The following is a 21,258-nucleotide window of genomic DNA, read 5'->3' as shown; positions in this document are numbered from 1 at the left end:
TTTGGCAGAAATCACTAAATTTCAACAGCCGAATAACGACAAAATTTCAGTTCTCCGTAATATCTGCTGCCGAAGCAGGCTTGCCGTTTTCCATGGCATCAGGCACGATGTACAATTCCCGAAACATTTGCTCCACAGCGGGCAGCAAATCCGGCTCAGGATTGGCGCGACATTCCAGGAAGTAGGCACTGATAGCTGGCAGCGGGTGGTGAATAAAATTTACCGAGTCGATAAACGTAATTACCGACTGGAAATAAACCCGAAACCGCTTGGTCATCACCTGGCTTTCGCCCACAAGTGCTTCGCCAATGAAACCAGCCGAAGCCAGTGGGTCGCGGCGGCAAATGTCGGCAAACACCCGTAGGCACGTGCTCAGGATGCGAAAAGCGTCGCCATCATTCACCAACAGCTTAAATCGATTGGGAGAATTTTTAAGGGCCAGCGGGTAAAACTTCAGCACGTATACGTGATGCTGATACTGCTCAGCCTCTACCACATACCGCTAGTTCTTACGGGTGCGAAACGTGTAGTAGTGGGTACAAACCAAAGGGCCGCCCTGCTGGGACGGCCCTTTGCGATAGGTGAACAGGTAGCCTTCGCCCGGCTGCCGTGGCTCAGAGGAGGTAGGCATAAGCATTGCGGCGCAGGCGAATCAAGTCTTCCTCCGAAAGCGTGTCAAACTTGAATTGCTTGGCGTACTCGCGGGCCTGGGCCAGCCGCTCTTCTTTGGTGAGGGGGGCGGCTGCGGTCGGCTGCGGCTTCTTCGTGTCGGTGGTGCCCATAGTGTAGCAGGTTTTCCTTACTAGCGCGAAGATACTAAAAAACGTTCAGCAGGTGGCCCGTTTCGATGGCCTGCTGCTGGTTGGCGCCGACAATCTCGGTAGCCTTCTGCACGGCCTCCTGTGCCTTGATGGTGAAGTTTTTAAAGTCCATTAGTTTGCTAAGTTCTCAGCAGGTGCTTCGGATTAGGAAGATTGTACGAGGGTACTAGCAAGCGAGGTGCAGAAGTGGAAAATCAGACTTTTTGACACAAATCAGCTACTTAGTAACGCGCCAATCAGACAAATTTTTATTACCAATTAAATAACTTATAGAACTACTAATCACTAAACTTTGACCTAACGTCTTTTTTTACATCCTCGACTATTGTATTTATTTCTTCTTTTTTAATTGGATAGTTACTAAAAAACCCTGATGTCAAATACTCGAGTGGCGAGATACGCTTTCTGTATGCATTGTAAATACTAATATCTAAATCAGGATAATTAGCTTTTATCTGTGACATAGAAAACATATCTAATCCATGCGCGTCCATGATGGAAGAATCATCCCAATCATCAAGCAATAGATATTCATCTTCTATAACTAACGCTCCAGATAGGGTATTAACACAGAAACTAACACATGTGCCGAGCTCTGGCATATCACTATTTTTAATATACTTTCCTTCCTGGTCATACTTTGACCCATCCATGTAGAAACCATAAGTAACTCTGCTTCTATCACAAATGCGCCTGCAATACTGCAAAAATGAACCTATTCTATTTTCATCTCCACTTTTGATTACCTCGCATTTTTTAAGAATATACCAATCATCCTCAAAATTTTCACGCACTTCAGGCAACCAAGTACCTGGAAAGTGATGTAAATAATTTTTTGCCTGATGCCTTATAAATATCGCAGCGTGAGTTGGGTTGTTATCGTAAATCTTAGTAGCTACTGAAATAAAATTCTCTGGTAGGCCTGCCTCAGAAATCTTAATCAAATTCTCGTTGATTTTCATTTTCTATATCTTTTATTGCAGGCTACTTCAACAATGCAGCAAGTTCTTGATAAATACCTGAAACCCTTTCGTGTCTTCTAAGTGGCTTTAAGGCCATTAAGATTGTCTGAACAATCCCCTTATCACTTTGAGGATGATTATACAATCTCATTAACCTGAAAATATCAGGAACATCAAGCCCTCTTTTTTCAATAATACTTACAACATTATCATGAATAATATCAAAGCGTTCCAAAGAATCATCTTCCTTTATACTTTGGTAAAAATTCTTATATTTTCTAAAGACTCCGGGCAGAAGATAAGTATCGATTAGCTCATAAGTCTCTTGGCCTTCAAATTTCCATTTTTTAAGCGCACATACATATACCTGTTGATAAAGCAATTTATTAATTTTTATTGCTTGATTAATAGAGCAATTTATCGCAAACTCCTTCCCCTTATAGTCAAGGTGAATATTTGTTTTTGTCTTACCTCCTGACTCGAACAAGCGTCCTTCGATGAAAACAATCTCCTCTTTCCAAAAACCCTTATTAGGACGCTTATAAGCAAATTTTTTTGCCTTAAATGTTTCCGTTAAATCAATTTTTTCTCCATTTACAAAATGCATTACTGAATAATCCAGACCGTTCGCCTGAATTTTATCTTGAATATCTTTGAAAAACTTAATAAATTCATTATTATCAGATTTTCCATCGACTATGCTTTGTATTTCTTCATCTATTTTTACTTCTGACTCAGGATAGACTAACGCACTTTCAATGCATCCGTCTTTCAAAGACAGTTTCATATCTGCAGCTTTATTACTTAGCTTAGCAAATTGCGATAAAGATTCAATAAAAATCTTTAATGCATCAGCGGCCTCAATGCTCATACTTGCCAAAGACAATTCATTACCATGACTGTCTTTATTTATTTTAATTATAAATTCGTTAGCCATTATTGTAGTTTGTTAAGAATTATTTTATTTTCAGCTATGAGGTTTTTTGTTTTATATTCCCATCCAAACTGGCTTAGCTTCACAGCTAGTACTTGCTACGTGGTGGCAAGCTACGGCAGAGCAACTAACTATGCTTACGACATAGACCTCTACTAAAGCTGAAAGGTTGTCTACCCGCCCGCGCGCTTCGTACACTTGCCCCTATGAAACCAAACACCCTAGCCGCCTTTTACGACGCGCTTGCCCCGGGGCCTGCCTCCGCAGGTGGCGTGGTGCCGCCGCCGGATATGGGGCAAGGCGTGACATTTTAACGTGTTCTCCTTGGCGGAGCTGCGCGGAACGCCCCCGATGACGTTTGGCCGGCGCGACTACTACAAAATCACGCTCTGCCGCGGGCTCAGCCAGGTGGAGTGTGCCGACCAGCCCCCGCACGTCGGCGCCAATACCTTGTTTCTGGTGACGCCGCGCGTGCCTTACCGGTGGCTGCCGCTCACCGAAGACTTTGGGGGCTACAGTTGCCTCTTCGACGATGCCTTTCTGCTGCCCGCCCGCCCCGGGGTAGTACTGGCCGAGCTGCCGATTTTTCAGCCCGGGGCCTACCCGGTGTGGGAGGTGGCCGCGGCCGACTGCGCGGCGGTCGAAGCTATTTTCGAGAAGATGCTGCACGAGCTCGGGTCGGGCTACGCCTACAAGCACGACCTGCTGCGCACCTACTTCTGGGAGCTGATTCACCTGGTGCAGAAGCTGCAACCGGCCCCTACCCCGCTGGCTACCCACAGCGCCGCCGAGCGCGTCGCCACCCAATTCACGGAGCTGCTGGAGCGGCAGTTTCCGCGCCTCAGCCCGCAGCCGCCGCTGCGCCTGCGCACGGCGGCCGACTACGCCGACCAGCTGGCCGTGCACGTCAACCACCTCAACCGCGTGCTGAAGGAAACGACCGGCCACACCACCACCGCCCTGCTCAGCCGCCGCCTGGCGCAGGAAGCCAAGCTGCTGCTGCGGCAAACCACCTGGAGCGTTTCGGAAATTGCCGATAGCCTGGGCTTTGCCGATGTGGCGCACTTCTGCACCTTCTTCAAGCGCCACGCCGGGCACACGCCGGGGGAATTTCGGCGGGCGGTGTAGCGCGGACTTTTAGTCCGCGAGTGGGTAGACTTAGCACTCGCGGACTAAAAGTCCGCGCTACTCTGCGCTACCATGTTTGAAATCTAAAACAGATGGGTTGACTGGCGAAGTTTACCCATCGTCTACTGCCTGGACCTTTGTGGCGTACTAACCCGCCTCCCTACCCTAGGGGAGGCCAACCCCACAGGCAATATGGCAAACAAGAAAATCGCGCTGGTTACTGGCGGCAACAAAGGCATTGGTTTTGAGATAGTGCGGGGGCTACTGCAAGCGGGCTGCCGGGTGTACCTAGGGGCCCGCGAGGCCGCCAAGGGCCAGCAAGCCGCCGCGGACCTGGCCGCCGAAGGCGACGTGCGCTTCCTTGAAGTGGACCTAGGCAACCAAGCCACGCTAGCCGCGGCAGCGGCGCACCTGCAACGTGAGGAAGGCCACCTCGATATCCTGGTGAATAATGCGGGCATCAATGTACCTGGCGATGGCTCGCCTGCTAATGCCGACGTGCGCAGCGTGGAGCAAGCGCTCCAAATCAATTTTATAGGCACGCTGGCCGCCACTCAGGCGTTTTTGCCGCTGGTGAAGCAGGCCGCGGCGGGGCGCATTGTCAACGTGTCGAGCCCGCTAGGGTCGCTCACCATCGTGGGGCAAAATGATTGGGCGCTGCTCGGCTACTCGGCCTCGAAGGCCGCGCTGAACATGCTCACCGTGCAGCTCGCCTATGAGCTGCGTGATACGGACATCAAGGTAAATTCGGCAGCGCCCGGCTACACGGCCACCGACCTCAACGGCTTTGCGGGCACGGACACCCCCGCGCAGGGCGCGGCCGAAGCCATTCGGCTAGCCCTGTTGCCGGCCGAGGGGCTTAGCGGCACGATGTCGTCAGTCACTGGTATTTTGCCCTGGTAAGGGCTAGCCATTGAGCGGCAGCTAGTAGCCCGGCGGGTGGGACAACGCGGGCTATTTCTTCCCGCCCTGCTTTTCCGAGTCGGCGGAATAATGCATCTTATCCATTTTTCGGTTTTGCCGGCGGTCCTGGCGACTCAGGCCGGGTACTTTGCGGGCGTGGCGGGCGGCGCGGGGGCTGCCGCCGTCGCGGGTGTCGGGCGTGCTCAGGGGCTGGCTGCCGGGCACGGTGCCCGACGTGATTAGCTGGCCGGAAGGCGCGACGGCGCCCGTGGGGGCCACGGCACCCGATGGCAGCACGGTTTGGGCGTGGGCAGCAGTGGCGCTCAGCAGGCTAGCGGCGGCGAAGGCAAGGAGAAGCTTCATAAAAAAGGAACGTAGGAACAGCTGCTACGCACGGCGGCCGCTTTTAGATGCTCTAGCTGTTCGCGGCTGGCCGGGGCAGCTGGCTAGCCCGCGCTATCTTGCCGGCTAGCCGACTTTTTGGCCTCCCTCACCTTGCCCACCCCCATGAAAGCCCTCTTGCCTTTGTTTATCAGCTTAGCCCTAAGTAGTTGCCGCCAGCCAGTGGATGATACGGCTGCCATCAAGCACCTGCTGGAAAAGGAATCGGCCACCTGGCGCGCCGGCGATGTGCCGGGCCACGCCGCGTGCTGGCACATTCAGCCGTACAGCCGCATCCTGGTTTCGACGGGCGATGGCCAGGCCCTGGATATTCCGCCGGCCGCAATGCTAACTTCTTCCTCCTCGATGGGTCAGGGCGGGGCGGCGGTTAATACCAACTACAAGCTGCACGTGGCGGGCACTACGGCCTGGGTCAGCCACGACGAGGAATCGACCGCGAAGGATGGCAAGAAAACGTATTCCTACGAGCTGCGGCTACTGGAGAAAATTGACGACCAGTGGAAGCTAGTAGGCCAGTCCATCCACATTCGGAAGCGGTAAAACAGCCCTAGCCAACTACCCATGCTCGACCTCGTGATTGATGCCCGCCCGGCGGCCCTGGCGCCGGGGTTTGCGGTGCAGCGCATCCTCCCCTACCGGCTGCGGCGCATGCTGGGGCCGTTTATTTTTATGGACCACGCCGGGCCGGTGCAGGTGGCCGCGGCGCAACTGGCTAGCCTCGACGTGCTGCCACACCCGCACATTGGGCTGAGCACGGTGAGCTACCTCTTTGGCGGGCAAGTGACGCACCGCGACTCGCTGGGCGTGGAGCAGATTATCCGGCCCGGTGAAGTAAACTGGATGACGGCCGGCGCGGGCATCGCGCACTCCGAGCGCTTTGAGGACCCGGCAGCCCTAGCGGGCGGCGCGCTCGAAATGCTGCAAACCTGGGTGGCCCTGCCCGAAGCCGACGAAGAGCAGGCGCCCACCTTCCGCAATTACCAGCCTACGGAGCTACCCATTTTCACCGATACCGGCGTGTGGATGCGCCTGATTGCGGGCGAGGCTTTTGGGCTGAAAAACCGCGTCGAAACGCACTCACCGCTGTTTTACCTGCACGTGGTGCTGCAAGCGGGGGGGCGCTTCGGGCTGCCGCGCGGCTACCCCGAGCGCGGCGCCTACGTGGCCAAGGGCCGCGTGGAGGTGAACGGCCAGGTATACACGCCCGGCCAGCTGCTGGTGTTCACGCCCGGCCTCGACCCGGTGCTGGTGGCCCGCGAGCCCAGCACGCTGATGCTGCTCGGGGGCGAGCCGCTGGGCGAGCGCTTTATCTGGTGGAATTTCGTATCGTCGCGCCGCGAGCGCATCGAGCAGGCCAAGGCCGACTGGCAAGCCGGCCGCATCGCGCTGCCCCCCACTGACAACCAAGAGTTTGTGCCACTGCCCAGCGACCGCACCCGGCCGGCCGGCTCGGGCTCACCGCCCCCGCAGGCGCTGTCTTAGGCGCGCCGCTTTGTAGTAAAATCCGGCGAGCTTGCTCAGCTGGCACCAAAGCCCCGCTATACCCTAGCGGCCCCGGCCACGTAAGGAAAAGCGGTACTTTTCACCGATAACTTTTCTACCTTTCTCATGGCAAAAACCGGAGCCGACCTCTTGGTCGAACGACTACTGGCCTGGGGCGTCGATACTATCTTCAGCCTGCCCGGCGATGGCATTAACGGCATCTACGAATCTTTGCGCACGCACCAGGACAAGCTAAAGCTGATACTGGTGCGCCACGAAGAAGCGGCCGCCTTTATGGCCTGCGGCTACGCCAAGTTTACGGGCAAGCTGGGCGTGTGCCTGGCTACCGGTGGGCCGGGCGGCATTCACTTGCTCAATGGCCTGTACGATGCTAAGTACGACGGGCAGCCGGTGCTGGCCATCACGGGCAGCGCGGCCCACGACCTCAGCGGCACCTACTGGCAGCAGGACGTGGACCTGACAAAGGTATTTGCGGACGTGGCCGCCTGCAACGAGCGCGTGATGGGCCCCGAGCACGTCGAAACCATTGTGGACCAAGCCATTCGCACGGCGCTGGCCCAGCGCACGGTGACGCACCTCTCCTTCCCTAAAGATTTGCAGGAATGGACGACCAGTGAGGATAAGGTATCGCAGATGAACGTGCCGCACCACACCGCGCCCACGCCCGTGAGCCACGACGTAGCCCCTAGCCAGGCGCAGCTGCAAATGGCCGCTGAGGTTATCAATACCGGCAAGAAGGTCGCCATCCTGGCGGGCCGGGGCGCCCTGGCGGCCCGCGCCGAAGTGGTGCAACTAGCCGAGCTGGTGGGTGGCCCCATCATTAAAGCGCTGCTGGGCAAGGGCGTAGTGCCCGACGCCTCGCCCTACACCACCGGTGGCATCGGGCTACTAGGTACCGCGCCCTCGCAGGATGCGATGGAAGAGTGTGACACGCTGATTATCATCGGCTCGCACTTCCCTTACCTCGACTATTACCCCAAGCCCGGCCAGGCGCGCACGGTGCAGATTGACCTCGACCCTAGCCACATCGGCCTGCGCACGCCCGTGGAGGTGGGCCTGCTCGGCGATAGCCAAACGGTGCTGCAAGCCCTGCTGCCGCTGCTACAGCGCAAAGGCGACCGCGACTTCCTGACCCAAGCGCAGGACCGCATGAAGGCGTGGCACGAGCTGCTGCACGAGCGCGGCAGCCAGGAGGCTAGCCCCATGAAGCCCCAGACGGTGCCCCTGACCCTGAGCCCGCTGCTGGCCGCGAACACCATCGTGACCTGCGACTGCGGCAACAACACGACCTGGGCGGCGCGCTACATTCAGATGCAGGAAAACATGCTGTTTTCGACCTCGGGCCTGCTGGCTACGATGGCGGCCGGCCTGCCCTACGCCATTGCGGCCTCGGTGGCGCACCCCGGCCGGCCGGTGGTGGCGCTGGTGGGCGACGGCGGCTTCACGATGCTGATGGGCGAGCTAGCCACGGCCGTGCGCTACCACCTGCCCATCAAGGTGTTCGTGTTTAGCAACCGGGCTTATGGGCAGATAAAATGGGAGCAGATTGTGATGGAGGGCAACCCCGAATACGGCGTGGACCTCCAGCCCATCGACTTCGCCAAATTCGCCGAGGCCTGCGGGGCCACCGGCTTCACCCTCAGCGAAGCCAAAGACGCCGAGCAGGTCATCCGCCAGGCGCTGGCCCACGACGGGCCAGTGGTAGTCGATTGCCTCGTGGACCCCAACGAGCCCGCCATGCCCGGCAAGGTGAGCACCACGCAGGCCATCGAGTTTGCCAAGGCGCTGGCCCGGGGCGAGCGCGACAGCAGCGAGATTATCAAGAACGTGATTAAGAATCAGTTTCGCGAAGCCGTGGCCACTAAAGGCCGCAGCCTGCTGGATGTAATTCCGGGGCTTTAGCACGCGGGCTAGCCCTTAAAAAAAGCGCCTGCCTCTTTTCGGGGCAGGCGCTTTTTATCAAGGCAGGTGCAAGTCAGCTTACTTTTTTGCCAGCAACTCGCGCACCTTCGTCCAGCGCATATCGGGGTAGCGGTCGTTGTCGAGCGGCGTCAGCTTAGGCAGCCCGGTAAACATATTGTGCAGGTACTGCATGCCCTGCCAGGGCGGAAACACCTCATTGGGCGCTGGCACCAGGCGGCGGGTTATCTTTATCATCAGCTTGAGCAGCCACAGGCCGCCGGCGCGCAGGCGACCGAAGCGCCGGCCGGTGGCCGCCGTGGCGGCGGCTTGCAGGTCGCGCACGGTGGCTACTTCACCGGCCACGCGCAGGTAGCGGGGCGTGGTAGGGTCGAGGGCGGCAGCGGCCGTGAAGGCGGCCGTATCGGCGATGGTCGTGAAATCGAGCGGCTGGTCGGCCGAGCCCCAGTAGAGCACCCGCCTGATTTTGAAGAGGATAACCGGCGCTTGTCCGGTTAGCAAATCCATAAACATACCGTTGAGGATGGACGTGGCTCGAATGGGCGCCTGGTCGAGGCGGCGGCCAAACTCGCGGCGCAGGTCGAGGTTGCGGTTGCTGCCCTCGGGCAATTTGGTAAAATCAATAGCGAAATCGGACGGAATAAAGCGCGGCACGCCGGCTGCCACGGCCGCGTCGAGCAGCTGCGTTTGACTATCTACTATTACCTCGCGCAGGCCCGAGAGGGCCGACACCACGCAGGCCGCGCCCGCGCAGGCGCGCGCCAGGGCCGCCGCATCGTTAAAATCAACTTCGATAATAGGCACGCCGCGCTCGCGCAGCGTGCCGGCCGCTGGCTTGGCGGCGCTGCCGGGGCGCACGAGTGCGCGCACCTGGGCACCCCGGTCAAGCAAAGCCAGGGCAATGCGATGGCCCAGGTCGCCGGTAGCCCCGGCCAGGGCAATGAGAGCAGGCGCGGCGGCCGGGCTAGCGGCAGCAGAAACGGGCGAAATCAACGCAGTAGCTAGTTAATGGCGAATACGATAAATCAACAAGCCCTTGCTTGGGGCAAGGGCTTGCTTGGGTGAGGATGGGAGGCTAGCCGTAGCCAGCCGCCGCTCCTTACATCTTGGTTTTAGTTTTCATCGTGCCGTCGCTCGACTTCATTTTCTTGTTTTTGCGCATCATTTTGCGGTCGCTGCTCGACATATTATCCATGCGGCCGTTGTTGTTCATCGGCTGGTCGGTAGTGGTGCCGGCGCTGGGCATATTTGAGGGGTTGCCGGTTTGGGCGCCGGGCGTGGTGCCGGGGGCTACGGTTTGGGCCAGGGCGGCGCTGGTGGTGAACGCGAAGGCAGCGGCTAAAATCAGAGTAGCTTTCATGACAAAACGGAAATTTGGTGGGAAAAGAACTTGCGGCAGCCTAGCTACCGCCCTAGCCTATACGTGCATCCTCCTCAACCGTTACTCCGGTGCCCTGGACGGGCCGGCAAACTCCCCTCCCGGAGCGGCGCAAGTTCAGTTGCCGGCGGGCGTTGTGCGTAAAAGGGAGCGCAGGTTCTTTCTGCCTGCGTTTCTTGCATGTCAACTTTCACCGTCGAACGCCTTTCCTTCCAGCACCTGCCGGCCTTGCCTAATGCCTGGCAACCTGCCGATTACCTGGCTCTGCTCAGCAAGCTAGACTACGAAAACCCCGAAGCCATCGCCCCGGCCGAGCTGAAGGAAATGACCCAGCTAGCCCTCACCGACCTTGAGCCGGCTGAAGCGGCCGAAATCGTGCTCGGCTACCTTTTTCCGGACGACCTGACCAAGGGCCAGCTCGACCAACTGGCCCACCAGCTGCAAACAGAGAAGCTGTGGGAGGAAAACCCCAATTTTGCGCTGCACCGGGGCTTTTTCAACGCCACGCAGCTGCTGTATGAGGCGTACAACGGCAAGTTTCCGCACCCGCAGGCCGTGGAGTTTAAGGTGAAAATCACGGCCGCTAGCCCCGCCGACCTGGCCTTGCTCGACCACGAGCCGGCCGCCATGCTGCTGCGCCTGCTGGCCCCCGGCTTGGCGGACCGCGCCCTGCTGCACCGCCTTTTCGGCGACCAGCTGGCGGGCGGCGCGTTTCCCGAGGCCACGTCGATTTTGTGGCAGCTCACCCCGAGCGAGAAAACTGACACCAGCGTGGTGTACGATATTATTAGCTCGGACTACTGGCTGGAGGATTTCAAATTTGCCGATACCTACGAGGCGACACTGCCGGCTGAATAAACTACTGATTTCTTAGCAGCAAATTTCTTAAAAAGGCCGTCATGCTCATCTGACGGCCTTTTTAAGTTAAAGTATTCTCAATCCAAAAAATCAGTTCAGGCCGACTTTGCCCTTCATCGACTCGAACAGCTTGGGCGAATCGAAGCCGATGCCGTGCTTAAATACGACTTCCATCTGGCGGAGCTGGCGGATATCCTTTTCAGGGTCGCCGGCCACCAGCACCAGGTCGGCCTGCTTGCCGGGCTCGATGGTGCCAATTTCGCGGTCGCGGCCCAGGTATTTGGCGCCGTTGAGGGTGCAGATTTGGATGGCTTGCCGGGGCGTGAAGCCGCCCTCGACCAGCAGCTCGATTTCGCGGCGGTTGGCGTAGCCCGCAATGGTGCGGCCCGCGCCGGTGGGGTCGGTGCCGGCTACCAGCAGGCCGCCGGCGTCGAAAAACTGCTTTTCCCAGCCCTGCTCTTTCTTGAAGAGCGCCACGCTGGCCGAATCCTTGCCCTGGCTAGCCTGCCAGGTTTTGGTTTCGCGCTCCTGCAACTGCGGGATAAGTGCCTCGAGGCCACCGCCCAGCACCACCTCGCGGCCGGTGTAGGGCTCGAACACGGGCAAAGTGGACGTGAGCGCTACCTTTTTACTAATCAGATACTTGATAAGGTCGGCCACGGCCGGGCTGTTGGCCGGCTGCCGCAGCAAGCCCTGGCGGGCGGCGGGGTAATCGCAGGCATCGGCCACGTGGCCGGGCGCAAAGTCGGAGCTAGCCATGAAGCCGTGCTCCAGGTTGTCGATGCCAATCTCGGCGGCCTCGCGGTAGGTGATGGCGCAGAGGTGGCCGGTTACTTTGAGGTTGCGCTGGTGGGCTTCCTGCACCACGGCGGCCAGGTCGGCGCGGGTGGCGTGCATGTACATCTTGAACGAGGTGCAGCCCTTATCGGCCCAGAACCTGGTGCTGGCGGCGGCATCGGCCGGACCTTTCACGGTGTTCAGGGCCGGAATATCCATGCCGGGCTCCTCCATGTAGGGCGCGGTCACGTCCATGTCGGGGCCGATAAACTTGCCCTCGCCGATGAGGCGCTGAATGGCCAGGTCGGTCTGCGGCTCGATGCTGCCCGCCGTGCGAATGGTGGTGGCCCCGCCCGCCAGGTAGAGGCGCGGAAACGAGTACGGCATCTGGGCGATGTTGAAAAGCCCGCCCGCCGGCATGGTGTAGTACAGGTGCTCGTGCAGCATTACCAGCCCCGGAATCAACGTTTTACCGGCGCAGTTGATGACCTCGGCGCCGGCCGGCACCTTCACTTTTTTGCTGGGGCCCACTTGTTCGATACGGCCATTGCGCAGCAGTACCGTTTGATGCAGCAGCGCGGGCCGACCGGTGCCGTCGATGACTTTGGCATCGGTGAGAGCTACTACCGGTGCGCTCACTTTTATGAACTCCTTGACTTGCGGCGTGAAAGCCGGCGGGTTTTGACCGGCGCTTAGCGGTGTTTGGGCCAGGGTAGGCAGGGCCAAGGCCACTCCGAAGAGGCTGCCCAAGCATAAGCGCGAAAAGTACGATTTTCTCATGGTCGCCGGGTAGGTAAGCTTTATTAGTTGGCTAAGGTCGGCTTGGGTTAACAATTACCAATCAATCGACTTCTGTCCTACGGAGCTTGCGAAGCAGCTTATCACGCTAACATACTACGTTTGAGGTGCGAAGCAAATCGGCCTGATTAAAAGTATATTGAGTACCAACAAACGCAGCCAGGGTGAGCAAGTCCGCTCTTAACATGGGGCCAACCCCGTAGTTCATGTCTCGACCCACCCTGGTCAGTTTTGGCAGCCTGGATAGTTCAACTGGCTAACCCCGCGTGCAGTATGTTAAGCCCCAAAATTGGCAGCGTTCGACTCTTTTACCTTCTTCTTTTCCCCTTTGTGCCATGAAAATGTACGTTGGAATCGATGTAGCGAAAGACACGCTAGCGGTAGCATTGCCGCAGACCACGACGAACTGGAAGGTGCGTAGCATTCGCAATACACCCGAGGCTATCCGGAAGTTGATCAACGAGTTGCCTGACCAGAGCCACGTGGTGCTGGAAGCAACCGGCTCGTACTCCGTCCTACTAACGTATTTGCTTTGTCAGGCCCAGGTAGCCGTTTCGGTCATCAATCCGAAGCAAAGCCATCACTTTGCCCAACTCCAACTGGCAGTGACCAAAACGGATGAGAGCGATGCCGTGCTCTTGGCCCGGTATGGGCAGCTCGTGCAGCCCCCGTGCTACACGATGGAGAGCGACGTGCTGCTGCGGCTCAAGCAAAAGCGCACCCTGCTGCGCCACTTCAAAAAACAGCAGCGTTCGTTAGCCAATCTGCAGCATGCCTTTTCCCCCCTGCCCGTGCAAGATGAGCGGGTAGCAAGCAGTTTGCAGCAGCTAATCAGCCACTTTCAGACGGCCATCGCTGAGGTCACGGCCGAGATTGACCAGTTAACTACGCAGCACTTCCCGGATCAATTGCGGCGGTTGACCTCGATTCAAGGTATTTCGACCACGATTGCCACGGCGCTGATTGAGGTGACCAGTGGGTTTGCCCAGTTCCACTCGGCCAAAGCCCTGGCCAAGTATATTGGCGTGGTGCCCGTGATTTACCAGTCAGGCAAGTCGCAGATTACCAAAGGTATCTGCAAGACCGGTGACCCTCACCTACGAAGTTTGCTCTATATGGCTTCCTGGTCGGCCATTCGCTACAACAAGCCCTGCCAAGCATTGTATCAGCGCTTGAAAGCGGCGGGCAAAGCGCCCAAAGTGGCCTTAATAGCGGTCGTCAACAAACTGCTCCGCCAAGCGTTTGCTGTCGTGAAATTTAAGCAGGATTTTGACCCCGATTATCAGCCCGTTTTACGCTCATTTCCTTGCTTTTTAACATAGTTCATGAACTGTTCAAGCGTGATAAGCTGCTTCGCAAGCTCCGTAGGAAAACGATTTTTAGTATCAAGCTCGAAGTTTACCTTGCTTCATGCCAGCATTCTCAGACGCTCGAGCTGAATATGTAATTGCCCCCCGCATGGCCTGCGCCGCCGAGCGGCTAGCCCGCGTGCTCGACTGCCTCGACCCGGCTTTTGTCAATGCACTGGCGTTTCGGCCCCCTGACGTATACGTGACCCTGCCCTAGCGGCGCGTGGTTTTCTGCGGCTAGCTCCCGCCGCAGCTGCCCGATGCCGTGGTGGCCACCGCGCCCACGCTCTACTACCGCTTTCAAGGCGTGCCTGACCTCTATGCGTCCCCCAACCCTAGCGAAGCCCTGCGCCGGAAAGTCGCGGAGCTGGCTAGCCAGCCCGACGCGAAGCAGGCGGATATCTATGTTAACAACGACACCAGCGGCTCGGCTATTGGCAACGCCCAAGGAATACGGCGCCCAACCGACGGCTCATAGTACGCGAATGGTCAGGCGTTTTTATGGGTACTAAGCTTAACCAGCTTGTTATATCAGGCTGGCTTTGAGGGAGCATAGCGCTGGGGTCAGATTCAGTAGCCTTCGTTAGTATACACAAAAATCTTCTTACAGGCCCGGCGGCAGGTTAACTATAGATAGCCAGCTGCAAACAAAAAGGCAGGCCCCGACGGGACCTGCCTTTTGTAGTTAGCCTCTATCAGCCAGGCTGACAGCCAGCGCTTACTTGCGCTTGGCGGGGGCCTTCTTGGCCGGGGCCTTGCGGCTGTGGGGGGCGCCAGTGCCGGTGGTCTTCTTGCCCGGCAGCTTCTTGCCTTCGGCTTTCAGCTCCGCGATGCTCGGGGCCGGGCCGTACTTGGCTTCGGCCGCGTTGGTCTCGCCCGTCAGGTAGGGGTCGAAGTCCACGCGCCGGTTCAGGGCCTGGCCCGCGGCCGTCTTGTTGTCGGCAATGGGCTTGGTTTTGCCGTAGCCCCGGCTCTCGATGCGCTCGGCCGGGATGCCGTGCTCCAGCATGTACTTGCGGGCCGAGGCGGCGCGCTCGTAGCTCAGGCGCAGGTTGTAGGCCTCGTCGCCCTTGCTGTCGGTGTGGCCGGCAATGGAGAGCGAGTAGTCCGGGTAGTCGTTCAGTATCTGCACCATCTGGTTCAGACGCGGGTACGAGCTGGGCTTGAGCGTGGCCTTGTTGAAGTCGAAGTTGATGTACTTGGTGGCCTCGTTGAGAATCTTCTTCTGCTCGGCCGGAATCTCGGGGCAGCCTTTGTTGGAGGCCGGGCCGGCGCGGTCGGGGCAGCGGTCCTGGTAGTCGGGCACGCCGTCGCCGTCGCGGTCGAGCGGGCAGCCGGTGGCGTCCACTTTCACGCCGCTGGGCGTGCCGGGGCACTTGTCGAGGTAGTCGGGCACGCCGTCGCCGTCGGCGTCGAGCGGGCAGCCGGAGGCATCGACGCGCACGCCGGCCGGGGTGTTGGGGCACTTGTCATCGGCATCGGCTACGCCGTCGCCGTCGCTGTCGGGGCAGCCTTGCAGGGCGGGCAGGCCCTTCACCTCGGGGCACTTGTCCTGGTAGTCGGGCACGCCGTCGCCGTCCGTATCGAGCGGGCAGCCGTTCACGTCCACTTTCACGCCCGCGGGCGTGTTGGGGCACTTATCCTTGCGGTCGGGCACACCGTCGCCGTCCGTATCCTTGGCTTTGCCAAGGGCGGCCGTCAGACCCACGCCGTACACCAGGAAGCGGTCGTGGTAAGTACCGGTAACTGAATTATCTATCTCGTTGCCAGGATTATTGTCGCCGGGAAAAGCATAATGCTGGCTAACCGTCACGTCGAGGCCAATAGCAGGCGAGAGACGAAAACGTAGACCAGCCAGCCCAAATATCTCGAAGCTCCGCACCTGGTTGGAGAATGAGCCCGGCGTAGACGTCAGGTTAGGGTTGAAGGTACCGTAATTGCCCCGGCTATTGGCCGCGAAGAAACCAGGACCAGCCATGAGGTAAGGCTGAATGAAGGCGTCTTCCTTAATAAACTTACCGTTGTTGAACTTCAGCTTCAGCCCCAGGTCAAACATGCCGATGCTAGCCGTAAATTCATTGCGCGGGGCCGCATCAGCTACAAAGCGGTAGCTCTCATAGTTGCCCAGCAGGCTCAGGTCAAACGTGGGCGAGATGTAACGGGTGATGTGGGCACCCACCCCTACTTGAAGGGGAAAGTGCATCACGCCAAAGTCGCCGCCCAGGTTACCTTGGTATTGCAAATAGCTAAGGTTAACGCCAATAGCTGTTTTGCGGTCGGGCGTTTGGGCCTGCGCCGTAGTAGCGCTTAAGCCCGCCGCCAGTAGCAACGCGCCAGGCAGCAACCTCCGAAGAGTGGAAGAAAATTCGCTCATATAGACAGTGAATGGTTAAGAAGGTGGGTAGCTTAGTAGCCCCATGTACGCAGAATTTGCGCGCACGGTAATAAAAAGCACACTATTAAGACATAACTCATTGTTTTTCAAACGTAAGCAGCTTACTTAAGGCTGACTAATAAGTGGCTGATAACGTAGAATTCAGACATTGGTTAGTGTATTTTAAAGAAAAAATAAGTATATTATTTATGTACTTAAATAAGATAATTTTTATTATTTTTATTTTTAATTCATTTCTCGTCAGAGCGCAGGCGCCGGCTTGGCAGCAGGCTGTGGCGGCGGGCGCGACCAGTGGGTCTTATTCATCGGTTGCGGCCTCGGTGGCCGATGGGCAGGGTAATGTGTACGTGGCGGGCAGCTTTGCCGGGACAATAAGCTTGGGCAGCACTAAGCTTATCAACACTACCGCTGATGGCCTACGCGATATATTTATTGCCAAGTGGAGCAGCAGCGCGCAGGCTTTTCTGTGGGTGCAGCAGGCCGGCGGCATTGGCGCCGATGTAGCCACGGCCATTGCGCTGAGTGGCCCAAATGTGTACGTAGCCGGCTGGTTTACAAGCCACAAGCTTAGTTTCGGCCCTAGTGTGCTGCGCAATGCCGACGGCACCAGCCTGGCGGGCAGCCGCGACGTTTTCATAACCTGCTTGACGGATATGGGGACCACCAGCACGTTTACCAGCGCTCAACGGGCGGGCGGCCCGGCTGATGACTACGCTACTAGCCTAGCCATGAGTGGCGCCACCCTCTACCTAGCCGGCGGCTTTGCCGAAACGGCGAGCTTTGGCGGAATTAACCTAACCAGCGCCGGGAGCACCGATGTTTATGTTGCGGGCCTTACCCCGAGCGGAAGCTCACTGGACTTTGCCTGGGCCCAACGAGCCGGCGGGCCAGCCGAGGATTATGCTAATGCCTTGGCCAGCAGCAGGCAGGCAATATATATGACGGGCAATTTTGCCAGTGCCACGGCTAGCTTTGGGCCGGCGAGCCTGACCAATGCCAATCCCAATGGCAGCTTCGATGTGTTTGTGGCTAGGCTGGAAGGAGCTAGCGGGAGAGTGGCCTGGGCTCAGCGGGCAGGCGGCCCCGGCGATGACCGGGCCAATGCTATAGCCACCGACGGGGCTAGCGTGTACGTGGCCGGCGAGTTTCAAAGCGCGACGGCCCGCTTCGGCTCGGCCACACTCTCCAATGCCGGTACCAGTGGCTTATACTATGACGTGTTTGTGACTCAGCTTATTGATGTAGGCAGCGCAGGTAGTTTTAACTGGGCGCAGCGGGCGGGCGGCCCGGGCGATGACTACGGCACGTCTTTGGCCGTGAGCAGCGCGGGTGTGTATGTAGCGGGGGCGTTTGGCGGCAATGTACCCGGCACCACCACGGCCAGCTTTGGGAGCACGCTGCTCACTAGCGACAACAGCCTCGATGTATATGTAGCCAAACTCATCAGGGCCGGAGGCTTTGCCTGGGCGCAGCGGGCGGGCGGCCCCAACCTCGACCGGGCTGAGACCCTGGCTGTAAGCGGCCCCAACGTGTACGTGGCGGGGAATTTCCTGAGCACCGTGGCCACTTTCAGCAGCCAGACGATTCGCAACCCCAGCGGCAGCATCACGGCCTTTCTGGCGCTGCTACCCGACGCCAGGGCGCTGGCTACCCCGGCGGCCACCGCCCTGGCTAGCCTACTCGTAGCGCCCAACCCAGCCCACGCCAACACGCGCATACAGTGGGCCTATGCACCCGGCACCACGCAGGCCAGTTTCACCCTCACCGATGCCCTGGGCCGCGTAATGAGCGCGCAAACTGTAGCGCTCTCGCCGGCGGGGATAGCCTATGAATTGCCGTTAGGGGGCATGTTGCCAGGTATTTACTTACTACGCGTGCAGGTTGGAACAGCCACGGCGGTACGGCGCCTGGCTATCGACTAAGCTTGCCACCCAATACAAATACTCAGCGCAGGGTAACTGCCAGCGTGAGGGCTGCTAGCCCCGCGGGACCGGTCAGGCGCACGGTGTAGTCGCCGGTCGGGGCCGTGGCGCCCAGCGCTACGGTAGTTACTCCGGCCACCTGCGGCTGATTGTTCCAAAGAGTTTCTACGACGGTGCCCGTGGTGGTTTCCAGCATCAGGGTATAGTTGCCGGCCGTAGCCAGTGCTACGTCGAGCTGGTAGCTGTTGCGGTCGGGATGCTTCAGCATATCGTAGCGGTTGGTTTTGGCCTCAGGCACAGCGAGCGCAAAGCCCGTGGCGTAAACCGGAACATTAATACCAGCCTGGCGCAGGCCTGCCTGCAATTCAGGCACCTTAGCCCCCAACTGCCACAGCAGGCCGCTGCGGTAGTTTTCAATCATGTCGATAATCGGCCCCTGGTCAATGGCCAAAAAACTCTGCCCTACCCAGTTGCGCGAGGGGTTATAGGCATCGCGCGGGCCATAGTCGCCAGTCAACTGCGCACTCAGCGTGCCGTAATAGTTACGCAGGGCCTGCATGGCATAAAAGGGCGTGTAGGGAAACGACGACAGCGCCGCCGTGGGCGATACCGTACCATTATCGGCCGTAGGCTGGTGGGCCCTGTAGCCGTCCGGGTCGTCGGAGGCGGTGAGGCCCCACAAGCTAGTGTAATAGCCATTAGCCTTGGGAGCGGTGTAGAGACAATAGCTACGATTAATGAGCGTGTGGTTCACATTCTGCTGCCAGTAGTTGGCATATTGGTCCTGCATCCGGCGCGGGTCGAGGCTAAGAAATGAGTAGTGCGCAAAAAAGAGCGGGCCGCCATAGGCTGGGCCCAGCGGCAGCAGGTAGCCCTCGTAGGCGAGCGGCGTGCCGAAGCCATTACCGACCCAGGTGTTTTTATACACGGCTGGTGTAATGGGGTGCGTCGGCGACCCAAGCGCCAGCACGTAAGTAATAAGGGCCTCATTCCAACCTCGGATGGGTATATTCATCGCCCATTGGTACTGCGGACTCCAGTGCCAGTACAGCAGACCGTCGCTGCGGCTGGCGTACCAGTCCCACTCCACCCCTTCCCAAAGCTGGGTAATAGTCTGGCGCAGCGTCGTCTCGGCCGCGTTGTTACCGTCGTAGTAGGCGCGCGCCACCAATAGCCCATTCACGAGGTAAGAGGTTTCGACTAGGTCACCGCCATTATCCTGCGGACTGAAGGGGATTACTGCGCCGCTGCTACCGTTCAGCCAGTGGGGCCAGGCGCCGTGAAAGCGATTGGCCTGCTTGAGGAAGTCGCAAATCTTCTGGGTGCGGGCCACCGCTTGGTCGCGCGTCAACCAGCCCCGGCTAGCGCCCACCACCAGGGCCTGCACCCCGAAGCCCGTGCCGCCGGTCGTTACAACATCGCCCGAAGTGCTGCGCTCGCGGGCCATGCCGCTGGCCGGGTGTCCAAAATCCCAGAAGTAGCGCAGAGTAGCTTGCTGCACTTTATCGAGCAAGGCCCGGTCCGCGGTGGGGTCGGCCACAGTTGGTGTAATGGGAGTCGGGGTGGTCGGGGGGGTAATCGTGGGCGCCTCCACGGACTTTTGGCAGGCCGTGGTGGCAAGCAGCAGGCTAGCCCCGAGCCAGGCTAAGCGCAACAAACGGGGAACGGGAATCAGCATAGGTGGGAATAAAAAAGCCTGGGACTCGGGCCGAGTCCCAGGCTTTTACGTGGTTATCAGATTAATAACCGGGGTTCTGAGTCAGCTTACCCCCGCTCAGGGTAATTTCGTTGAGCGGAATAGGCAGCACTTCGTTTTTATTGGCGACAAAGCCTTTGGCGGCCAACACCTGCGCGGCCCGTCCCTGGCGCACCAGGTCAAAGTACCGGTCGCCGTATTCGAGGGCCAACTCGACGCGGCGCTCTTTCCAGATGGCCTGCCGCATAGCATCTTGCGACATGCCGCTGGCTAGCGGCGCCAGGCCGGCGCGCACACGCACCATATTCACATCGGCAAGCGCTTTGCTCGTCTGGCCCAACTCGTTTGCCGCTTCGGCGTTGATGAGTAATACCTCACCCAGGCGCAATACCCGCAGGTTTTGCGAATCGCCATAGTTGCAGGTATACGGCACTGAATTGGGCACGTAGGCTTTGGCGTTGTAGCGGGGGTTGGGTGCGCTGGTCGTAATCACGTCGCCGTCGGGGGTAGTCTCCCCGGGGTAAAGAATCGTGGCCACCTTGCGCTTGTCGCCGGCTTCGAAGGCGGCATCCAGGCTAGCCGACGGAATGAAGAAGCCCCAGCCAAACTGATTGCGCACGCCCTGCACCTGCGCCCACTGCGAGTTGGAGGCATCGCAGTTGCCGGGCACGGCCGAGCACTGCACTTCAAAAATGGACTCCGGCCCGTTTTCGCCAGCAATGCGGAACATTTTGTAGTAGTCGGGCGCCAGCGAGTAGCCTAGCCCTATCACTTGGTCGGAGGCGCTGAGCGAAGCGGCCCAGTTTTTCTGATACATCTGTACTTTCGATAGCAGGGCTAACGCGGCGCCCTTGGTGGCCCGGCCCACGTCGGCACTGGGATACGTAGCGGGCAGCACCGCGGCGGCAGCCGTCAGCTCGCTCACCAGGAAGGCGTATATCTGGTCTTTGGGCGTGCGCGCCAGGTTAAGCTCATCGGGCGTTACCGGCGGCTTAGTGTAGAGCGGCACATCGCCAAACGCCCGCACCAGGTTGAAGTACATCAGCGAGCGCAAAAACTGTGCTTCGGCTACGTAGCGGGCTTTCAGGTTGGCATCCATGTTGATGCCGGGCACGTTCTGAATTATTTGGTTGCAAAGGAGAATCTCCTGGTACTGCCCGGTCCAGAAGCCATCCAGCGGGCCGTCGGTGGGCCCAACCCGGAAAAAAGTGAAATTATTGAGAAACTCGGCGTCGCCCGATACGCTGCCCTTTTCGGCATCGTCCGAGGTGAGTGTCGTCACCGAGAGCCAGTTAAAGGCCACTAGGTTCCATTCGCGCAGCTTGCCATAAGTCGAGATGCTGGCCACGGCCGCATCATTGGCATTCTGGAAGAAGGAAACAGCTTCTGGCTGGGCTAGTGGCGCCACATCCAGGTACTTGGTGCACGACGAGGCTAGCGCCAGCACAGCCGCCGCCAGCACCGGCAACGCCCGGCCCCGGAGGGGCGTAAAAAACGAGTAATTTTTCATGG

Annotated in this window: 21 protein-coding genes; 10 read left to right on the top strand and 11 right to left on the bottom strand. The window is 58.6% G+C overall.

Features of this window, described 5'->3' with window-relative positions; genetic code table 11:
• Nucleotides 1-46: 46 nt before the first annotated feature.
• The 4 genes from GKZ68_RS02465 to GKZ68_RS02450 form a co-directional block, all read right to left on the bottom strand.
• A complete protein-coding gene (locus GKZ68_RS02465; RefSeq protein ID WP_173110404.1) occupies nucleotides 47-460 on the bottom strand; it encodes a hypothetical protein in 414 nt (137 codons plus the stop codon).
• 154 nt (nucleotides 461-614) lie between these two features.
• Nucleotides 615-782 (bottom strand): hypothetical protein, encoded by a 168-nt coding sequence (locus tag GKZ68_RS02460; protein ID WP_173110402.1) that lies wholly within the window; start codon nucleotides 780-782, stop codon nucleotides 615-617.
• A 317-nt stretch (nucleotides 783-1,099) separates the two neighbouring features.
• Entirely contained in the window at nucleotides 1,100-1,783 is a 684-nt protein-coding gene (locus GKZ68_RS02455; protein ID WP_173110400.1) for a hypothetical protein, read from the bottom strand.
• A 22-nt stretch (nucleotides 1,784-1,805) separates the two neighbouring features.
• Nucleotides 1,806-2,720, bottom strand: coding sequence for a hypothetical protein (locus GKZ68_RS02450; RefSeq protein WP_173110398.1), 915 nt, complete (start codon nucleotides 2,718-2,720; stop codon nucleotides 1,806-1,808).
• 312 nt (nucleotides 2,721-3,032) lie between these two features.
• On the opposite strand from GKZ68_RS02450, the gene GKZ68_RS02445 reads away from it, so the two are divergent.
• Both GKZ68_RS02445 and GKZ68_RS02440 read left to right on the top strand, forming a co-directional pair.
• On the top strand, nucleotides 3,033-3,845 hold the full coding sequence (locus GKZ68_RS02445; RefSeq protein ID WP_254244131.1) for an AraC family transcriptional regulator: 813 nt from the start codon (nucleotides 3,033-3,035) through the stop codon (nucleotides 3,843-3,845).
• Nucleotides 3,846-4,037: 192 nt separating this feature from the next.
• Nucleotides 4,038-4,748, top strand: coding sequence for an SDR family oxidoreductase (locus GKZ68_RS02440; protein ID WP_173110396.1), 711 nt, complete (start codon nucleotides 4,038-4,040; stop codon nucleotides 4,746-4,748).
• Nucleotides 4,749-4,799: 51 nt separating this feature from the next.
• On the opposite strand, the gene GKZ68_RS02435 is transcribed toward GKZ68_RS02440, so the two are convergent.
• The gene (locus tag GKZ68_RS02435) at nucleotides 4,800-5,111 is read right to left on the bottom strand and encodes a hypothetical protein (RefSeq protein ID WP_173110394.1); all 312 of its coding nucleotides are present in this window, start codon (nucleotides 5,109-5,111) and stop codon (nucleotides 4,800-4,802) included.
• Between the two features lie 144 nt (nucleotides 5,112-5,255).
• Between GKZ68_RS02435 and GKZ68_RS02430 the strand changes: the two genes are divergently transcribed.
• The 3 genes from GKZ68_RS02430 to GKZ68_RS02420 all read left to right on the top strand — a co-directional run bounded on the left by GKZ68_RS02430 (nucleotide 5,256) and on the right by GKZ68_RS02420 (nucleotide 8,555).
• Nucleotides 5,256-5,690, top strand: a complete 435-nt coding sequence (locus GKZ68_RS02430) for an endo-arabinase (RefSeq protein WP_173110392.1) — start codon at nucleotides 5,256-5,258, stop codon at nucleotides 5,688-5,690.
• A gap of 21 nt (nucleotides 5,691-5,711) precedes the next feature.
• Nucleotides 5,712-6,632, top strand: coding sequence for a pirin family protein (locus GKZ68_RS02425; RefSeq protein ID WP_173110390.1), 921 nt, complete (start codon nucleotides 5,712-5,714; stop codon nucleotides 6,630-6,632).
• A gap of 126 nt (nucleotides 6,633-6,758) precedes the next feature.
• Entirely contained in the window at nucleotides 6,759-8,555 is a 1,797-nt protein-coding gene (locus tag GKZ68_RS02420) for a thiamine pyrophosphate-dependent enzyme (protein WP_173110388.1), read from the top strand.
• A 78-nt stretch (nucleotides 8,556-8,633) separates the two neighbouring features.
• Here the strand turns inward: GKZ68_RS02420 and GKZ68_RS02415 are convergent, their stop codons facing one another.
• On the bottom strand, nucleotides 8,634-9,566 hold the full coding sequence (locus tag GKZ68_RS02415) for an NmrA family NAD(P)-binding protein (protein WP_254244130.1): 933 nt from the start codon (nucleotides 9,564-9,566) through the stop codon (nucleotides 8,634-8,636).
• Between the two features lie 106 nt (nucleotides 9,567-9,672).
• Nucleotides 9,673-9,933 (bottom strand): hypothetical protein, encoded by a 261-nt coding sequence (locus GKZ68_RS02410; RefSeq protein ID WP_173110386.1) that lies wholly within the window; start codon nucleotides 9,931-9,933, stop codon nucleotides 9,673-9,675.
• A 198-nt stretch (nucleotides 9,934-10,131) separates the two neighbouring features.
• Between GKZ68_RS02410 and GKZ68_RS02405 the strand changes: the two genes are divergently transcribed.
• Nucleotides 10,132-10,809: a hypothetical protein gene (locus tag GKZ68_RS02405; RefSeq protein ID WP_173110384.1), complete on the top strand. Its 678-nt coding sequence runs from the start codon at nucleotides 10,132-10,134 to the stop codon at nucleotides 10,807-10,809.
• 90 nt (nucleotides 10,810-10,899) lie between these two features.
• On the opposite strand, the gene GKZ68_RS02400 is transcribed toward GKZ68_RS02405, so the two are convergent.
• On the bottom strand, nucleotides 10,900-12,366 hold the full coding sequence (locus tag GKZ68_RS02400) for an amidohydrolase family protein (RefSeq protein ID WP_173110382.1): 1,467 nt from the start codon (nucleotides 12,364-12,366) through the stop codon (nucleotides 10,900-10,902).
• Nucleotides 12,367-12,719: 353 nt separating this feature from the next.
• On the opposite strand from GKZ68_RS02400, the gene GKZ68_RS02395 reads away from it, so the two are divergent.
• From GKZ68_RS02395 to GKZ68_RS02385, 3 genes are all read left to right on the top strand, one after another.
• Nucleotides 12,720-13,706, top strand: a complete 987-nt coding sequence (locus tag GKZ68_RS02395; RefSeq protein ID WP_173110380.1) for an IS110 family transposase — start codon at nucleotides 12,720-12,722, stop codon at nucleotides 13,704-13,706.
• Nucleotides 13,707-13,794: 88 nt separating this feature from the next.
• The gene (locus GKZ68_RS02390; RefSeq protein ID WP_173110378.1) at nucleotides 13,795-13,950 is read left to right on the top strand and encodes a hypothetical protein; all 156 of its coding nucleotides are present in this window, start codon (nucleotides 13,795-13,797) and stop codon (nucleotides 13,948-13,950) included.
• A 48-nt stretch (nucleotides 13,951-13,998) separates the two neighbouring features.
• Nucleotides 13,999-14,211, top strand: a complete 213-nt coding sequence (locus tag GKZ68_RS02385) for a hypothetical protein (protein WP_173110376.1) — start codon at nucleotides 13,999-14,001, stop codon at nucleotides 14,209-14,211.
• 240 nt (nucleotides 14,212-14,451) lie between these two features.
• Here GKZ68_RS02385 and GKZ68_RS22350 read toward each other — a convergent pair whose 3' ends face one another.
• Nucleotides 14,452-16,077: an OmpA family protein gene (locus tag GKZ68_RS22350; RefSeq protein ID WP_173110374.1), complete on the bottom strand. Its 1,626-nt coding sequence runs from the start codon at nucleotides 16,075-16,077 to the stop codon at nucleotides 14,452-14,454.
• Between the two features lie 239 nt (nucleotides 16,078-16,316).
• Between GKZ68_RS22350 and GKZ68_RS02375 the strand changes: the two genes are divergently transcribed.
• A complete protein-coding gene (locus GKZ68_RS02375) occupies nucleotides 16,317-18,050 on the top strand; it encodes a T9SS type A sorting domain-containing protein (RefSeq protein ID WP_173110372.1) in 1,734 nt (577 codons plus the stop codon).
• Nucleotides 18,051-18,072: 22 nt separating this feature from the next.
• Here the strand turns inward: GKZ68_RS02375 and GKZ68_RS02370 are convergent, their stop codons facing one another.
• Complete coding sequence (locus GKZ68_RS02370) at nucleotides 18,073-19,728, bottom strand: glucoamylase family protein (RefSeq protein WP_173110370.1); 1,656 nt, start codon at nucleotides 19,726-19,728, stop codon at nucleotides 18,073-18,075.
• Nucleotides 19,729-19,789: 61 nt separating this feature from the next.
• Nucleotides 19,790-21,256 (bottom strand): RagB/SusD family nutrient uptake outer membrane protein, encoded by a 1,467-nt coding sequence (locus tag GKZ68_RS02365; protein ID WP_173110368.1) that lies wholly within the window; start codon nucleotides 21,254-21,256, stop codon nucleotides 19,790-19,792.
• Nucleotides 21,257-21,258 lie beyond the last annotated feature (2 nt).

Origin of the sequence: Hymenobacter sp. BRD128 (genome assembly GCF_013256625.1) — a bacterium.
GTDB lineage: Bacteria > Bacteroidota > Bacteroidia > Cytophagales > Hymenobacteraceae > Hymenobacter.
This window is presented reverse-complemented; position numbering and strand designations above follow the sequence as displayed.

What these genes read in the sequence shown, in the direction of transcription:
- GKZ68_RS02435 (WP_173110394.1), bottom strand. Translation starts at nt 5,111, where the DNA reads ATGAAGCTTCTCCTTGCCTTCGCCGCCGCTAGCCTGCTGAGCGCCACT.
- GKZ68_RS02370 (WP_173110370.1), bottom strand. Translation starts at nt 19,728, where the DNA reads ATGCTGATTCCCGTTCCCCGTTTGTTGCGCTTAGCCTGGCTCGGGGCT.
- GKZ68_RS02460 (WP_173110402.1), bottom strand. Translation starts at nt 782, where the DNA reads ATGGGCACCACCGACACGAAGAAGCCGCAGCCGACCGCAGCCGCCCCC.
- GKZ68_RS02365 (WP_173110368.1), bottom strand. Translation starts at nt 21,256, where the DNA reads ATGAAAAATTACTCGTTTTTTACGCCCCTCCGGGGCCGGGCGTTGCCG.
- GKZ68_RS02425 (WP_173110390.1), top strand. Translation starts at nt 5,712, where the DNA reads ATGCTCGACCTCGTGATTGATGCCCGCCCGGCGGCCCTGGCGCCGGGG.
- GKZ68_RS02420 (WP_173110388.1), top strand. Translation starts at nt 6,759, where the DNA reads ATGGCAAAAACCGGAGCCGACCTCTTGGTCGAACGACTACTGGCCTGG.
- GKZ68_RS02440 (WP_173110396.1), top strand. Translation starts at nt 4,038, where the DNA reads ATGGCAAACAAGAAAATCGCGCTGGTTACTGGCGGCAACAAAGGCATT.
- GKZ68_RS02410 (WP_173110386.1), bottom strand. Translation starts at nt 9,933, where the DNA reads ATGAAAGCTACTCTGATTTTAGCCGCTGCCTTCGCGTTCACCACCAGC.
- GKZ68_RS02430 (WP_173110392.1), top strand. Translation starts at nt 5,256, where the DNA reads ATGAAAGCCCTCTTGCCTTTGTTTATCAGCTTAGCCCTAAGTAGTTGC.
- GKZ68_RS02400 (WP_173110382.1), bottom strand. Translation starts at nt 12,366, where the DNA reads ATGAGAAAATCGTACTTTTCGCGCTTATGCTTGGGCAGCCTCTTCGGA.
- GKZ68_RS02405 (WP_173110384.1), top strand. Translation starts at nt 10,132, where the DNA reads ATGTCAACTTTCACCGTCGAACGCCTTTCCTTCCAGCACCTGCCGGCC.
- GKZ68_RS02455 (WP_173110400.1), bottom strand. Translation starts at nt 1,783, where the DNA reads ATGAAAATCAACGAGAATTTGATTAAGATTTCTGAGGCAGGCCTACCA.
- GKZ68_RS02450 (WP_173110398.1), bottom strand. Translation starts at nt 2,720, where the DNA reads ATGGCTAACGAATTTATAATTAAAATAAATAAAGACAGTCATGGTAAT.
- GKZ68_RS02375 (WP_173110372.1), top strand. Translation starts at nt 16,317, where the DNA reads ATGTACTTAAATAAGATAATTTTTATTATTTTTATTTTTAATTCATTT.
- GKZ68_RS02390 (WP_173110378.1), top strand. Translation starts at nt 13,795, where the DNA reads ATGCCAGCATTCTCAGACGCTCGAGCTGAATATGTAATTGCCCCCCGC.
- GKZ68_RS02395 (WP_173110380.1), top strand. Translation starts at nt 12,720, where the DNA reads ATGAAAATGTACGTTGGAATCGATGTAGCGAAAGACACGCTAGCGGTA.